Origin of the sequence: Thalassobacillus sp. B23F22_16 (genome assembly GCF_043496955.1) — a bacterium.
GTDB lineage: Bacteria > Bacillota > Bacilli > Bacillales > Halobacillaceae > Thalassobacillus > Thalassobacillus devorans_A.
In genome coordinates this window covers 37,817-53,566 of the sequence record NZ_JBIEKD010000024.1, presented here as the reverse complement: position 1 = coordinate 53,566, position 15,750 = coordinate 37,817, and the positions used below count along the sequence as shown (strand labels likewise).

The following is a 15,750-nucleotide window of genomic DNA, read 5'->3' as shown; positions in this document are numbered from 1 at the left end:
GTGATCCTGACGAAGAGTTGAAGAAGAAAATCACGGCGATTTATCATGAACAGGATGGGAAGTATGGCTATCGCCGGATTCAAAATGCCCTTCAAAACCAGGGGATTCACGTGAATCATAAAAAAGTATATCGCCTTATGAAAGAGTTAGGGCTTCAATGCCGGGTACGAATGAAGAAATATAAATCTTATAAGGGCCGGGTCGGAAAAGTGGCTGATAACCTGTTGAACCGGGAATTTCAGGCGGAGAAACCCAATCAAAAATGGGTCACAGACATCACGGAATTCAAGCTATTCGGTGAGAAGCTCTACTTCTCTCCTATTCTTGATCTTTTTAATGGCGAAATCATCTCTTATACGCTTGGTACGCGCCCGACTTATTCCCTTGTCGAAGAGATGTTAGAAAAGGGCTTAGAACGCTTGAGTGATGATGATGAATTATTAATGCATTCCGACCAGGGCTGGCATTACCAAATGCCACAATATCGCCAAACCCTGCAAGAAGCAGGGATTACACAAAGCATGTCGAGAAAAGGCAACTGTCACGACAATGCGGTTATAGAAAACTTTTTTGGAATCATGAAGTCAGAGCTTCTTTATTATAAAGAATTTGAAAGTGTCGAACACTTCAAGGAGGAACTGACAGCATTTGTGGATGACTATAATCACCAACGAATCAAATCAAAGCTTAGAATGAGTCCTGTCCAATACCGTGAAAAATTTGAAGAAGCTGTTTAATTACATAGTGTCCAATTTTAGGGGGTCATTTCAAAAGCTCTGCGGGGTCTTGCCTGACATTCCTTTCCCGCAGGAGTCTCGTCATTTCCCTCCCCCTTTCCAATTAAAAGTAGACGGAACCTGAAATGTAGTTAGTACCCACCCTTATAGCCCATGATTTTTTCCATTTCTTTTACAAAGAAAACCTCAGAGTCTTATAAGAACTCTAAGGTTTTCACATGGTAGTTATAGTTTTATAAAATATGAATCAGCAAGGTTTGTAGAGCTACGGGACGATGGTGACGGGGACGTCTGCGGTGTGGATGACGCTGTAGCTGATGCTGCCCAGAATCGATCCTTTCACTCGGCCAAGGCCGCGGGAGCCCATGATAATGCCGTTCACTTTCTCTTTTCGCGCCAGCTTGCAGATTTCTTCACTTGCAACACCAATAAGCATCATTTTTTCAACGCTCACATCATGCCTGGCAAGGAGAGGTTCAGTGGTTTGGAACGCTTCTTCCGCCATCTCTTCCTGATAAGATTTGATCTGCTCTTTCGATAGGAAGCGTCGGACATTATGGGTGTTATACGAAGGCTGGACATGGACCAGCAGCAGCTTATCTCCTTCGTCATTTGCCACTTCCAACGCATATTCCAGTGCGCGCAAGGAGTGGTCTGAGCCATCAACAGGGACAAGATAGGTTTTACTCACTGCACCCAGCTCCTTTCCAATGGGATTCATTTCTATCTACTACTATTATACCATGAAAGCGCTTGTTATACGTTTAACAGCCGGACATATTGTTCGCTCGCGGTAATATAAAACACCTTCCCCTTACTATTTTTCACCTCATATTGTAAGCCATTTCCTACTTTCAATTTGTTTGTGATAACCGGAAACCCATACCCTGATGTCACGTGACCGTATACATCTTCATCCTTCCAGGAAGGCCGGACATAAAACCGCAGCCTGCCATCATAGACAGAGACCAGCTTCTTACCAATATAAAAAGGGCCAGCTGGGGTGTCTTGCAGCTTCATCAAAAAGGCATTCCATTCAGGCAAAAGCGGACGGGGACAGTTTTTTCCACTCCATTTCTGGTGGGGAACGATGCGGGACAGCGGAATGTCGTACTTGTCTTGCAGTTGTCGAATTAACTGGACTGACTTACGGACGGCCTGCTCAAAATCCCCATCCTCATGTTCACAGATTTCAATACCGATTGAGCTTCTGTTGCCTGGACCGTTTCCGTCTCCGGCATGCCAGCCGCTTTCATTATCAGGAAGGTGCTGAATGACCTCTCTTTCATCTACTGTATAATGCCAGCTGACCATTCTGCTTCCGTCTAAATTGTGTAAATACTTGCCATGCATCATGGCATTGGCACCCCGTGAACGGTTTCCTGTCGTATGAACCGTTATGTATGCAGGTTTCATGTGATGGCCAGGTCGGCATGGATGGTTTTTTGGTAAAAGCATCGATTGGATTTCCAGTTGCATGTTTCCTTCCCCCTTTCGCTTTATTATCGAAAGGAAAGCGGGAAAAGTGTGGTCCTTACTAATTCCGGTGAATTTCTGCTAAAAATTTATAGCGATCAGCACGGTAGGCGGATTGCACGAGTTCAAATGGACGGCCATCCGTTGTAAAGGTCAGCCGCTCGATTCCTAATAATGCGGCATGAAGGGGGATCTCCAGAGCTTCTGCCTGGTATTCTTCAGCCAATGCCGCTTCAATTGCCTGTTCCGCCCTGCCGATCGTTAAACCGAGTGATTCGACATAAGCATAAAACGACTGCTGAATATGCTCCTCGGTCAATTCCGGCATCAGACCGTACGGGATATAAGTTGTTTCCAATGCCATCGGCACGTCGTCGGCAAGCCGGACACGTCTCACTTCATAGACGCGTTCATCTGCTTCCATGCCTAGCTTTTTCGCCAATGGAGAGCCGGCTTCCTTCACCTCGAAGCTCAACAGCTTGTTACCAGGTTTCAGACCACGCCGTTTCATGTCTTCGGTGAAACTTGTCAGTCCACTTAATGACTGCTCCATTTTTGCTTCGGCGATGAACGTACCTTTTCCTTTTTCACGATATAGAAGACCTTCCTGGACCAGATTATTGACAGCCTGGCGAACGGTCATGCGGCTGACATCATACATCTCAGTTAATGCCCGCTCCGACGGTATGGATTCGCCGGGAAGGAATTCCTGTTTAGCTATCCGTTTTTTTATATCTTCCTCAATCTGATAGTACATCGGGAGCGGGGACTGTTTGTTCAACATGGTTTCTCCTCCTTTACTTCACTGTCTTCTGATATGCTTTTTCATCGACTATCAACGTTACGTCCGGGTGGTTCTTCAGCGCGGAAGCAGGGAAATCTTCTTCTACCTCCCCATTCAACAGCCTGTCGATCGCAGGGGCCTTTTCTTCTCCGGATGCCAGCAGAAGAATCTGTTTACTTTTTAAAATGGAACGTATCCCCATCGTAATCGAATGGGTCGGTACTGCTTCTAATGACGAAAAGAAACGGGCATTGGCTTTCCTGGTTGATTCCGTTAATGTCACGACATGGGTAGTCGAATCAAACGGCGTCCCCGGCTCATTGAATCCAATATGTCCATTCCTTCCGATGCCGAGAATTTGAAGATCAGGAGGGCCGATTTGGTCGATCAGTCCCTCATAACGCTGGCATTCCTGCTCAATATCAGGCGCATCCCCTTGAGGGATATGCGTGTTATCGAGATCAATGTCAATGTGATCGAAAAGGTGCTCACACATAAACCGATGGTAGCTTTGCGCGTGTTTTTTATCGAGTCCGACGTATTCATCCAAATTCAGTGTCTTGATATTGCGATAACTGAATTCGCCTTCTTTGTATCCCTTCACCATTTCTTTATACGTCGCAAGCGGCGTGCTTCCCGTTGCAAGACCCAGTACTGCCTGAGGATTTTCGGTGATCTTCTTTTCAACGACATGAGCAGCGGCACAGCTCATTTCCTGGTAGTCTTGTTTCACAATCACTTTCACTGTCATCGACCCTCCTGTTCATACGCAATCGTTCCTTTACAAATCGTCACGGCCACATCCCAGTTTTCATCCAGTATGACAAGGTCGGCGTCTTTCCCGGTGCTGATACTTCCTTTTCGGTCAAAAACATTCAGCTCCCTGGCTGCATTTGCTGAGGTAAGCTGGATCAAGTCGTAAACGGATGGATGGACCGTTTCCTTCAAATTAGCTACAGCCTGCTTCAATGTCAGGACGCTGCCTGCTATTGTTCCATCGGAAAGACGAGCTTCATTATCTTTGACGGTAACCTGCTGTCCGGCTAAATCATATTCTCCTGGTGTGAGGCATTTCGCTCGCATCGCATCCGTAATCAGCATCATTTTCTCCGGACCTTTCGCTTCATAGGCAAGCCGGACTGCCTCCTGGTGGGCATGGACAAAATCAATAATGATTTCCACTGACAATTCCTTGTGCAGCAAAGCCGCTCCCAAAGCGCCAGGTTCCCGGTGGTGGAGACCGCGCATCTGGTTATATAAATGGGTGACATGGGTCGCACCCTTTTCGACTGCCCGTGCCACTTCTGCAAATGTCGCGTTCGTATGACCAATCGAAGCGACGATGCCCGATTTACTTAAATGTTCAATCAGCTGTAACGCCCCCGGCTCTTCGGGAGCAATGGTAACAAGCCGGATCAGCTGTCTGGCCGTTTCGTTCCAGGCATCGAATTGCTCGAGATCAGGGGCGATGATATGCTCTAAAGGCTGCGCTCCTGCTTTATCCTTGGAAATAAACGGCCCCTCCAGATGGATGCCGATGATTTCCGCCCCCTTGCCATTGGCCTGATGGTCAATGTAATCCGCCGCATTGGCTAAGGCTTTGGAGATCGCTGCCTCTGATTGTGTCATCGTGGTCGCAAGAAAACTGGTTGTGCCTTCTTCGGGAAGCACGGTTGCAATCCCTTCCAGCGCCTCCTGGGTTGCATCCATGGTGTCATGGCCGGCTGCCCCGTGGATATGAACATCGATGAACCCGGGAATTACCGTCCAGTCCTTCCCTTTACCGTCTATGACTCGATCGGCTGTCCGTTCCGAAAATCCTTCTTTCGAAATATCGGTAATTTTTTCGCCCTCTACCCAAAGAGAGCCTGTCATTTCTTTTTCATTCTCGACGATAATGGTTACATTTTTTAATAACAATGTCTGGGTCATAACTTTTCCTCCCTGATGTAGCTGCTAGCTCTATTATAAAGTTTAGGTATATAGTTGTCTATACCAGCATACACATTCAGAAAAACTACCTGGTTGTAGTATCACCAGACAATGGATAAGTTATTTGGTCATGCTATATTGCTGGATAAACTCCAGGCTCCTTTCGATGATCAAATCAAGATCATGATCAAGTGTCGCTACATGATAACTATTTTCCAAATGGACAAGTTCGGTGTGCTCAGAAAAAATAGCATCAAATATATAGGATGCATTATCCGGCGGTACGACATGATCTTCATCGGATACGAACTGAAGCGCTGGACAATGGACATCTGCCAAATCCGCACGAACTTCATGGAGTAAATTCAGCAGTTCTATTACGGAAGCATATGGTACTTTATCATAGGCCAGTTCCTGGACACCTTCTTTTTGAATATCAGAATGAATCGACTCCAGGTACCTCGGCTGGTTTTCAGATTCTCTAAGCGCCTCCATCTGCTGCATCTCAATTGCCGGATTGATTAGCATGATCCCTTTAATATCTTCATACTTTTCTGCCAGAGAGAGTGCCAGTGTACCACCCATGGATAGACCAGCTACAAACAATATACTTGTACGTTCCCTTAGCCATGCTAAAGCTTCTTCTGCAGAGGCGATCCAATCTTTATAGGTTGTCTTTTCCATATCTTCATAGTGGGTCCCATGTCCGGCCAGTCTTGGCATGGCAATGGAAAAACCGGCTGTTGCTAACGCCTCACCCAAGGGGCGCATGCTTTGCGGGGTGCCGGTAAAGCCGTGTAAAACAAGGATACCTACCTCATTGCCTTCTTGAAAAAATGCTTCCGCACCAGGAAGCACTTCATACGTCTTTTTCATCTTGCATCTCCTCCCTTTTGTTCCATATCTTACGAATGACAAGCTTTTCCCATACGCGCCAAGGTAATAACCGTTTCGTCCATATCATCGTCCGGACCCCTTTACCGACCGGGTGTCTCACTTTCGGCCACGGTGATCGCCCAGCGAGCTTGCTTGTGAATGCTGCTACTTGCGATGGTTCAGCCATCGTTTCCCTGCTCGCTTCCATATACTGCTTGATTCGCTTCATATAATCGGCATAAGGCGAATCAGGCTGTGACGCTGTTTCCGGTATGTACGTGCCTCTAGTCCAGATGTTCGTCCGAAAGGAACCTGGCTCGATCATGGCCGCCTCGATACCGAATGGCTTCAGTTCCAGCCGGAGGCTCTCCGTGAACCCTTCTACCGCATGCTTGGAAGCTACATAAGGGGACAGTCCCGGAAAACCGACGAGACCACTGATACTGCTGACATTCAGTATTTTTCCAAACCCCTGCCTTCGCATAATCGGCAGTACCAGCTGGGTTACAGCAACCATTCCAAAAAAATTCGTTTCAAATTGCTTTCGGTAATCCTCGACTGGTACCTCCTCCGCAAACCCACCGACAGCCATGCCGGCATTATTGATCAATACATCGATCCTGTCGATGGTAGCAAGGCTGATTTCAAACGACCGGATCGAGTCATGATCCGTTACATCCAGCTGTCTCGGAATAATTCGTGCCAGTACTTTTGGATCCTTGACCTCCTGCTCAAACCGGTCGGCATAGCTCATGTTACGCATCGTCGCAATCACCCGGAAGCCTTTTTCTGCACACTTGATAGCAGTCAAATACCCGAACCCATTCGACGCTCCTGTAATCATTACTGTTTTCGTCATGGACGGCTCCTTTCTGCCTGTTTTGTACCATCTTACCACTCTTTTTCATCACATAAACCAGCGGCTTTAGGGGTAATCAAAAAAGCAGGCTGGATGCCTGCTTTTTTTAAAGTGCTTCACTGGAAATCATTTGATTGACTTTCGCTATCTCATCTGGAGATACCTGTAAATAATAAATGTCATTGATATAACTGTCTGTCCCTTTTATCTGGTACATATCAATATTTTTTAACGCGCTGCGGTAATTGATTGCCACTGTTCTGATTTCATCTAACGTCATATTTGTATGCATATGGGCTGATAACACTTCAAAGATACCATCGAGATTTGCGACAGCCTGAAGGCTCATTCCCTGTTGCATGATTCCTTCCACAACTTCCCGCTGCCGGTAGTTACGGCCGATATCGCCTTTTGGGTCCTGATCCCTCATCCGGACGTAAGCAAGGGCCTGGTCGCCGGAAAGCATTTGCGGTCCTTCCGGATAATCAAACCCTCCTTGTACAAAAGGAAATTCATTCGTCACCGGAACGCCGCCCACAGCATCGACGATTCCACTCAACCCTTTCATATTGACTGTTGCGTAATAATCCAGTTTTATATCCAGCAAGTCTTCTACAGTCTTTATCGTCATATCCAATCCGCCGAACGTATAAGAATGGTTGATTTTATCATATTTCCCGTGCCCGGGAATCCAAGCCATCGTGTCACGCGGGATGCTGATTAGTCGGACCTTTTCCCCGTCAGGATCGACATGCATGACGATAAGGGTATCCGGACGCCCAATATCTTCCTCCCGCTCATCAATTCCCAGTAATAAAAAATTCAAAGCCTCATTCGCTTCAGTTTTCCTTTTACTCGTCTCACTGTCGATCGCCGTTACAGGTTCGAATAAGTCATCGACCACTGTCTGGTGGACTTTTTGATAAAGAAACAGCAAATAGGAACTTGATCCACCCACCACGAGCAGCATCGACAGACCTATCGCCATCAGCCACTTTCGTTTCCGGCTCCATTCTTTCCATTGGTGATTCATCATCGCATCCCACCCCTACCGCATTATATGAAGCGGATCAGGAAGGTATGTCCACTCCTTCAGAAAAAAGCTCGCAGGACGATTTCCGTTCAACTCTCACGAAATATGTGTGTTTTGACTTCACCATTTTTATAGCAACAAAAAAGACACACCCTTTTATTGGATGTGCCTCCTCTTTTATTCAGATGAATAACAGCAGACTTAGTGCCATAATCATCATTCCGCTGATTACACCATAAATGGAAAGATGAGCTTCATCATATCTTTTCGCTGCCGGCAGTAGTTCATCGAGGGAGATGAATACCATTATCCCCGCTACACCAGCGAAGATGACACCGAACATCACTTCATTTAAGAATGGCATCAAAATCAGGTAAGCGGCTATCGCGCCGACTGGCTCCGATAAGCCAGATAAGAATGACAGTTTGAATGCTTTTTTCTTATCGCCGGTTGCAAAATAAATCGGAACGGAAACAGCGATGCCCTCGGGAATATTATGGATCGCAATCGCAACAGCAATCGCTATACCAAGGCTCGGGTCCTGCAAGGCTGAGGTAAAGGTAGCGATCCCTTCCGGAAAATTGTGAATGGCAATCGCCAAAGCGGCGAACGTTCCCATTTTCAAAAGCGCCGGATCCCCGTTACCTTGCTGTGGCTTCTTCATATCCTCTACTTTTTTCACTTCATGGGGGTTTGCCTTTTTAGGTATGAACCGATCAATCAAGGCAATGAACAGCATTCCGCCGAAGAAAGAAGCGACCGTCACCCAGTTTCCGGCCTCTATCCCCATGGCTCCTACCAAAGAATCTTTGGCTTTGAAGAATATTTCCACCATGGATACATAAATCATCACACCAGCCGAAAAACCAAGTGCAAAAGACAGGAACTGGGTATTGGTGGATCTCGTGAAGAATGCCAGCATACTACCAATGCCTGTGGCCAGACCGGCCATTAAAGTTAAACCGAATGCTAACAATAAATCTGAACCCAAATCTTCTCTCTCCTTTCAAACATCCTAAGGTCATTCTAACTGTAATTTTCACCTAGGGAAACATTTTTAACTAAAGTAATAAAATATTCCTAAACGAAAAAACCCCCTTGCCACAATTTTATGTAGCAAAGGGGCGGCATGTGCCTATAAAACTGAAAAACTTTAGCGGAACAGAGAACTTATATACTCTATTACCGGACTTTCGCATAGATACATGTATCACGCAGTTCATCACCAGCCACGGAGAGGTCATCGTGGCGTAAAATACCTTCCAGCTCAAATCCAAGGCGTTCAGGGATCTTCCTGCTTGCCTTGTTAGCGGCATCACAACGGATTTCCACCCGTCTTGCCTTCAATTCTTCAAATGCAAACGTAGTAATCCCTTCCACTGCCTCGGACATATAGCCTTTTCCGGAGTAGCGGCTGTCCAGCCAGTAGCCGATTTCAAATTTAGGAATCTCCCAATTCATTCGATGAAGGCCGGAAGAACCGATGAATTTCCCGGATTCTTTTTCAAAAATATGTAACCGCAAATCTTCTCTCGTCAAAAACCTGGCATGTGCTTCTCTTACGTTTGACTCAGTTTCTTCCAACGATTGTCGCCGTTGAGCGAATGGCATCCATCGTTTCAACTCTTCATGGGAAGCTTCCAGCGCTTCATGCACAGCATCACCATCGCCTGGAAGCGGCATGCGGATTTGAAGGCGCTCTGTTTCGAACGCTGACGGAAAATCAATTAAAATCGGCTGCATCTCTGACCACCATCCCTGATATAATTATTTCTCTGTCTGATATGAAAGTTGAGAAACATCATATCATAAGAATGGAATATTTTCACTGTTTTTTGAAAAAAATGATAAATTCAGCTTGGGCTGGTCAGAATTAGCCGTGCTACCCTGATCTTATTGCGCAGTGGTATTAGATTAGCAGACATTCATGTTCATATATATAGGAATACTTCATGTCAATAAATAGAAAATGCTGGTCGGTCAGCGGAAAACTGAAAGTACGGATGGTTTCCTTTGTTTCAATATCCGAATAAAGCTCGGACAAAATCCCTTTGTTCCAAGTTTTCATCAACATGACATTTTCCAAAAAATACGGACGAAACGCCCAGTTGGAACCTTTTTTCTCGGGTTCCACCGTCCAATCAGCATTTCTTTTCCTAAAGTTTGCAGACACTTGCTGGCCATCGTTGTTACATACGAACATACGAAAGCTTTCATGATCAAATTGCTCTGTTACCTTTTCGATAAAAGCATCCACTTTTTTTGTACCTTCCCATTTTGGAAGCAGCCGTTTCACTTTTTGTTCCCATGCCAGCAGCAAGGAAAGCCGTTGCTCAATCAAAGCTTTTTCCCTCGAAATATACTTGGCCACTTTCTCGCCGATGCCGACACTCACCGCATTCGGGGCTAAAAAATCAAACCCTGGTTCTGCCAGGTAATTCCCCTGATAAAACCTTCCCCCATGCTTCCAGGCAAAATGAAGCTGAAAATCATCCTCAATATTTTCAAACAGTAATGCAGCACCTATACGACGTGCCAACATGGATAATGAGTAAACGATATCCTGAAAACTGTCAGCGTTCGGTCTTCGTATGATATTGGTATCAATTTTTAATAAGTGGGGTTCAAGCTGGCGGATTCGGTCGATGTTGGAACTTTTCGCGCCGATATGATCGACGGCTATCTGAATACCATAGGTTTTATAATAGCGGAGCAAATGACTCAGCGCTTCGAAATCCTCTTCAAAATCATGTTCAGTCACTTCAATGACAACCCGGCTCATCGAAAACCCTTTTTCCTCAAACAACTGCAGCGTCGTCAGCAGATCTTCGCCGTCATGCAGCATTAATTGCCGGGCGTTACGATTGATGAACAACAGCCCTTTTCGATTGGATTCCAAAAAGTCCGTGATTGCCTGTTCCAGCAAATGTTGGTCTACTTCTATTTTAAACTCATCCGGGACATCTGGATCGCGAAAGAAATTGCCAAGACTGATCCATTTCTCCCCATCGTAGCATCGGCCTAACAGCTCATACCCGATGACGCTGTGCCTGATTGCACTGATCACCGGCTGGTAGGCAGGTTTTGTTTTACTTAAATCACCGAGAATATCTAACGGATCCATAGCGATTCCTCCTTTCTATTATCCTATCATATTCATTATAATAGATTACTTTAGGAAGCTCACCGTACGCCCATGGAAAGCGAGTAATTTCCCGGCCCTCCAAGCCGTTACTACCGTAACGGAAACAACATATGTAAGCGTTAACAAAAAGTTCACAACTTGTGGTTTCCTTATGTGAAAATGGTGGTATAATAAAAGTGTAAAGAAGATAGATAAACAACTTAGGCGGCTCAACCATTGCGAGTTCGTTTCCAAACGAACAGAGACGCCGGTTCAAAATAGGGATCGCACTTCCTGTGCATGGTATGATACAAGCCCTGAAATTTGTTCCGGGCAGTCAGGTCTGCTGGAATATTGGCGGCAGACAGAGCAAGAGGCTTTACTGATCTTCACGTAATAAGTTTTTAAAAATCGGACTTAACCCAGAGGTAGAAGGAAACGAATTCACCAAAGAATTATCCTTCTGTAAAACTCTCAAACTGCAGAATCCTGGATGGTTCTGATATGGTTGGGTCACCTAAGTTGTTTATAGAAACACCTGACACATGGCGTGTCAGGTGTTTTTTTACCCTATTTAACTTCCGTCTTTCTCTTTCAGCAGGCGGTCCAGTTTTTCCTCGATTCGCTCCAACCGTGTATCCTTGGTGGTAGATTTTTTAATAAATCGAACCAAGCCGATAATAATCAGCAGCAGAATAATAAAAAACAGAGCCTGGGCGAGCATATCACCTATCATCAGCCCGCCTTCTGCTAATAAATACATGGATCTCCCTCCGATAAACTTAATAATAGTCCATAAATCAACAGCCCGAACATAATTAATTCGGGCTGTTATCTCTTCTTATTCTACTCAGCATCCCGCAGGCGCTGTTCAATTTCTTCCATGATGGCTCCTGCTTCTTCCCAGTTTCCATTGGATAGTGCGGATTGGTAGTCTTCAAACAACGTGGATAATTCACCAAGTATCTGCTGAGATTCCATGACATCCCCCGCGTCCCCTTCTTGCTGCTGTTCCTCTCCATCGCTTTCATCTGGTTCGACGTCAGGGTCGATGAGTCCGAGCATGCGATCCAGTGCCTGCTGGAAAGTCGGCTCCATCACAATGTGATCCCCGTAAGCCAGGATAATCTGCTTCACTTCCGGCAATGATGTCTCATTAGAAGACTCGATATAAATCGGTTCTGCGTACAACACCGTGTCCTCTAACGGGATGGCAAGCAGATTTCCACGGATGACTTCCGACCCACCCTGTGACCACAGGTTCAACTGTTGAGAGATATTGCTGTCCTGATTGATTCTGTTTTCAATTTGCTGCGGTCCGTAAATATTACGCTGTTTCGGGAATTGGTATACGAAAGTTTCCCCGTAATTTTCCCCATCGTTTCGGACCCCCATCCATGCAACCATGTTCTGCCTGTTTCTTGGCGTGAATGGCAGCATCAGCACAAACTCTTCTTCCTCATATTCTGGAAGCTTCATCGTAATGTAATAGGGTTCCATTTCGATGTCTTCATTGAAGTATTTCTCAGTCGGGAACTCCCATCTGTCTTCCCTGTTATAGAAAACTTCCAAATTAGTCATATGGTAAGTCCCATACATGGAGGCCTGAACTTTAAATAAGTCAACCGGATAGCGGAAATGTGATTCTACATCAGCCGGTATGTCATCTGTAAACAGGTCAGGGAACATCTTTTGATAAGTCTGCAGCAATGGATCCTCAGTGTCGACTGCGTAATAGTCCACTTCCCCGCTATAGGCATCCACCATTACTTTGACCGAGTTCCTGATGTAATTCTCATCGCCACTGTGCGGTTCAGAATACGGATAACGTTCTGCCGTCAGATAAGCGTCGATCATCCAAGCCAGACTGCCGTCTTCGCGTACGAAAATGTAGGGATCCTCATCGTATTCGAAGAAAGGAGCAATTCGTTCAACGCGGTCCATAATATTACGCGTCATCAGTATCTGGCTGTCTCCATTGATTTGATCAGAGACAAACATTCGGAATGAACCGGCATCCAGACTGAAAATGAGACGGTTCAGACCTGATAAGGAAATGCCGCTGTCTGCCTCAAAGCGTGTCGACATATTCTCGTCTCCGGCCGGGTAGTCAAACTCATCCACATCACTGTTTACGATGACATTTTTATACTTTTCTTCACCAAAGTAAATTTGTGGACGGCTAATATCAAGTGCCCCTTCTGGCGGTAGGTTCCGCAACAGATACTCCGGCTGTCCCTGGGAGGTGATTTCATTGACATCGCTCATTACAATACCATAACCATGCGTATAGCGTAAGTTTTCGTTCACCCACGTTTTTGCCTGAGAAGGTAAATCAACCGTATTCAGCTCTCTCGCCCCCAGGAACACCTGGGTATATTCTCCATCAATTTCATAACGGTCGACATCGATGTCATTGAACTCATAATATGTCCGGAACGTCTGGAGCTGGTTATAAATATCGAGAATCGGCCGGGCGTCATTGATTCGCACATTATTGATGGTTAATTCATTATTATCAACCATTTCCTGATCCAGGGACTGGTTGCCTGGGTGCTCCCGCTCTTCGATTCCGTGTAAGTCATAGGCAGCCCGGGTAAATTCAAGGTTCTGTTCTAAATATGGACTTTCCCTGCTAAATTCATTGGGAGATACGACGTAATTCTGAACGATGACGGACGCCCCCTGAGCGATAATAACCAAGGCTACATAAATCGCCACCGGGGTAAGCATCGCCTGAAGTCTCCCGCGTACGAGCATCACAATCATCCAGATTGCCCCGATGACAGCCGCTGCTGCCAAAACATAAGAAGCCGGGTTGTTAATCACTTTATCGGTGTAACTTAACCCGTGTACCACGCTGCTTTGAAAAATATTCACCTGGTTAGTGAGCAATGTGCCATATGGCTCAAGTACATGGACACCTGCCAGCAAAATGCCGATGACACCAAGCGTAATCCCCATATGGAGCTGAGCCATCCGGCTTTCCCGGTACATGCCAAATACGGAGTAAAAACCAACCTGGACCAGCAGAAGCAAAACTCCTAAACCAAGCAGTGTGTTAATCGCAAAATCGATAAATGGCAGGACAAACATATAAAAAGAAATGTCCATATCAAAATGAGGGTCTTTAATTCCAAATGATGTGTGATTCAGGAATTTCAGCCATAACTCCCAGCCGATTCCCTGAACGATACTGCTGCCCAAAAGCCCCACAAATGCTGCCAGTGCAATCATGATCAGTTGCGACCATTTTTTCGAAAACAGGATAGACGGAAGCCGTTCCCGATCGAAATACACGATATACGTTTTCCTGACCCAGGAAAGCGTTACATACGTCAATAGGAAAAAGATCAGGAACCCACCGATACCAAGTAATAGTTTACTTGTGAAAATTGTCGTAAATACGGATTTAAAACCTAGAGAATCCATCCATATGTAATCGGTGATCCAGTTGAGCGTTAGCATCAATATGATAGCCACGACGATAAAAAGGCCGAATACCGCACCTAATAGGGACCCGAATTTCTTCAGTTTCTGTTTCTGTCTTGTCGGCATGTTGATTGTTCGATTATCCAATTTTCTCCCCCTTAATTACCTTATACATAATTGTATGCATCTACCTTTTACTTTCTGTAATACGAACGAATCGTGTCATTCGTTTCACTTTTTCTTAGAAAATATTATTCTTCTAAGTATTCGACAACGACTTCCAGCTTCCTCTTTTCGCAAACCATTATTCACAAAAGCGTCAAAACCCGGCAGGGATCAATCCTGCCGGGTTTTGATCAGGAAGAGACCTCTTCACCTTTTCCTGATAGAATCTTGATCTGGTCATTTTCTACACCAACGATGTAGTTGAGTTTAAATTTCTTTATTTTCACGTCGCCACCTATGTTTTCTTCCACTGTAATAAAGGCGGTTACCTGTACGTTTTTTCCAGATTGCTTTGGAATCAAGTCGTCGACTTTTACCGATAATGTATTCGAGTAACCCTGGCGAAAGTTTTCATACGAATTATCTCCCTGCCAGCTGCTCCCGATCAGGGAGTAGGCCGTGACGAAATCCCCCTGGTTGATGCTCTCATAAAAATATTCCACAATATAAGTCGCCTGATCGACAGGGGTTGTATTATAGCCTTCCCCTGGCCCGCCGACAGTGTCCTGGATTTCAGGCAGGCTTTCCATCGGCGATTCTGACCATCTTTCCACAAGATCAAGAATATCGGGAAGCGGAATGCTGAAGCCGATCCCTTCTTTGTCCAGTTTCGCGGAATTGATGCCAATTACGTGACCTGTTTCTGCATCAATCAGTGGTCCGCCGCTGTTACCCGGCTGGATCGGGGCAGAAATCTGATACAGCCCGCGATATTCAAAAGGAGCAATATCAAATTCCCGGTCTAACCCCGTGATTTCCCCAGTTGTAACGGTATTCTGCAACCCGAGCGGACTTCCAAGTGCCAGCACGTTATCCAGCATTTCCGCCTTGTTTTCACGTTCAATCGGTAAAGGGTCACTTTCGTTTAGAGCGGGGACCCGGACAACTGCAACATCGGTATTGGTGCTGATGCCAATGACTTCACCGGGTAATTCTTTTGAATCAGATGTTGTAACTGTAACCTCCCGGGTATTGGCCACCACATGAGCATTCGTTAATAGATCCCCTTTTTCGTTATAAAGGAACCCGGAACCCTGCTCACCGTTCGAAGCGGTGATTTGAAAAACCCGATCCTGGGATTCTTGGATAATTTCCTCTTCCTCTTTCGTAACAGGTTCTTCCTCTGCCTGGTCATTATTGCTGGTCTGAACCAGTGCGGATGCTTCTTCCAATTTGGCAGGCATCACATCTTGGAGATAAATCACTCCCGAGACGCCTGCACCTGCAATAATCACTGATAAAATGATACTGATCAGCCATTTGCGATTCATG

General features: G+C 45.6%; 15 protein-coding genes. 1 reads left to right on the top strand and 14 read right to left on the bottom strand.

Annotated elements, in window-relative coordinates:
- Positions 1 to 737 (top strand): IS3 family transposase (locus tag ACGTNI_RS16325; protein WP_394463769.1); only part of this gene is annotated, 737 nt, incomplete at its 5' end.
- Positions 738 to 1,002: 265 nt separating this feature from the next.
- Here ACGTNI_RS16325 and ACGTNI_RS16320 read toward each other — a convergent pair.
- The 14 genes from ACGTNI_RS16320 to ACGTNI_RS16255 all read right to left on the bottom strand — a co-directional run bounded on the left by ACGTNI_RS16320 (position 1,003) and on the right by ACGTNI_RS16255 (position 15,749).
- Positions 1,003 to 1,458, bottom strand: a complete 456-nt coding sequence (locus ACGTNI_RS16320) for a universal stress protein (RefSeq protein WP_394463768.1) — start codon at positions 1,456 to 1,458, stop codon at positions 1,003 to 1,005.
- Between the two features lie 35 nt (positions 1,459 to 1,493).
- Positions 1,494 to 2,216, bottom strand: coding sequence for a peptidoglycan recognition protein family protein (locus tag ACGTNI_RS16315; protein ID WP_394463767.1), 723 nt, complete (start codon positions 2,214 to 2,216; stop codon positions 1,494 to 1,496).
- A gap of 58 nt (positions 2,217 to 2,274) precedes the next feature.
- Entirely contained in the window at positions 2,275 to 2,997 is a 723-nt protein-coding gene (locus ACGTNI_RS16310; RefSeq protein WP_394463766.1) for a GntR family transcriptional regulator, read from the bottom strand.
- Between the two features lie 13 nt (positions 2,998 to 3,010).
- Complete coding sequence (gene nagB, locus ACGTNI_RS16305; RefSeq protein WP_394463765.1) at positions 3,011 to 3,748, bottom strand: glucosamine-6-phosphate deaminase; 738 nt, start codon at positions 3,746 to 3,748, stop codon at positions 3,011 to 3,013.
- The gene (nagA, locus tag ACGTNI_RS16300) at positions 3,745 to 4,929 is read right to left on the bottom strand and encodes an N-acetylglucosamine-6-phosphate deacetylase (protein ID WP_394463764.1); all 1,185 of its coding nucleotides are present in this window, start codon (positions 4,927 to 4,929) and stop codon (positions 3,745 to 3,747) included. Before nagA ends, nagB begins: the two co-directional genes overlap by 4 nt.
- Before the next feature lie 120 nt (positions 4,930 to 5,049).
- Positions 5,050 to 5,805: an alpha/beta hydrolase gene (locus ACGTNI_RS16295; protein ID WP_085507779.1), complete on the bottom strand. Its 756-nt coding sequence runs from the start codon at positions 5,803 to 5,805 to the stop codon at positions 5,050 to 5,052.
- The gene (locus ACGTNI_RS16290; protein ID WP_085507778.1) at positions 5,789 to 6,664 is read right to left on the bottom strand and encodes an SDR family oxidoreductase; all 876 of its coding nucleotides are present in this window, start codon (positions 6,662 to 6,664) and stop codon (positions 5,789 to 5,791) included. Before ACGTNI_RS16290 ends, ACGTNI_RS16295 begins: the two co-directional genes overlap by 17 nt.
- Positions 6,665 to 6,770: 106 nt before the next feature.
- Positions 6,771 to 7,700, bottom strand: a complete 930-nt coding sequence (locus ACGTNI_RS16285) for an LCP family glycopolymer transferase (RefSeq protein WP_394463763.1) — start codon at positions 7,698 to 7,700, stop codon at positions 6,771 to 6,773.
- A 178-nt stretch (positions 7,701 to 7,878) separates the two neighbouring features.
- The gene (gene zupT, locus ACGTNI_RS16280) at positions 7,879 to 8,688 is read right to left on the bottom strand and encodes a zinc transporter ZupT (protein WP_394463762.1); all 810 of its coding nucleotides are present in this window, start codon (positions 8,686 to 8,688) and stop codon (positions 7,879 to 7,881) included.
- A 191-nt stretch (positions 8,689 to 8,879) separates the two neighbouring features.
- Complete coding sequence (locus ACGTNI_RS16275; protein WP_394463761.1) at positions 8,880 to 9,440, bottom strand: GNAT family N-acetyltransferase; 561 nt, start codon at positions 9,438 to 9,440, stop codon at positions 8,880 to 8,882.
- Between the two features lie 166 nt (positions 9,441 to 9,606).
- Positions 9,607 to 10,821: an EAL domain-containing protein gene (locus ACGTNI_RS16270; RefSeq protein ID WP_394463760.1), complete on the bottom strand. Its 1,215-nt coding sequence runs from the start codon at positions 10,819 to 10,821 to the stop codon at positions 9,607 to 9,609.
- Positions 10,822 to 11,395: 574 nt separating this feature from the next.
- Positions 11,396 to 11,584 carry a DUF4083 family protein gene (locus ACGTNI_RS16265; protein WP_394463759.1) on the bottom strand — a complete coding sequence of 63 codons (189 nt, stop codon included), beginning with the start codon at positions 11,582 to 11,584 and terminating at the stop codon, positions 11,396 to 11,398.
- An 83-nt stretch (positions 11,585 to 11,667) separates the two neighbouring features.
- On the bottom strand, positions 11,668 to 14,400 hold the full coding sequence (locus ACGTNI_RS16260) for a UPF0182 family membrane protein (protein ID WP_394463758.1): 2,733 nt from the start codon (positions 14,398 to 14,400) through the stop codon (positions 11,668 to 11,670).
- A 209-nt stretch (positions 14,401 to 14,609) separates the two neighbouring features.
- Positions 14,610 to 15,749 carry a S1C family serine protease gene (locus ACGTNI_RS16255; RefSeq protein ID WP_394463757.1) on the bottom strand — a complete coding sequence of 380 codons (1,140 nt, stop codon included), beginning with the start codon at positions 15,747 to 15,749 and terminating at the stop codon, positions 14,610 to 14,612.
- Position 15,750 lies beyond the last annotated feature (1 nt).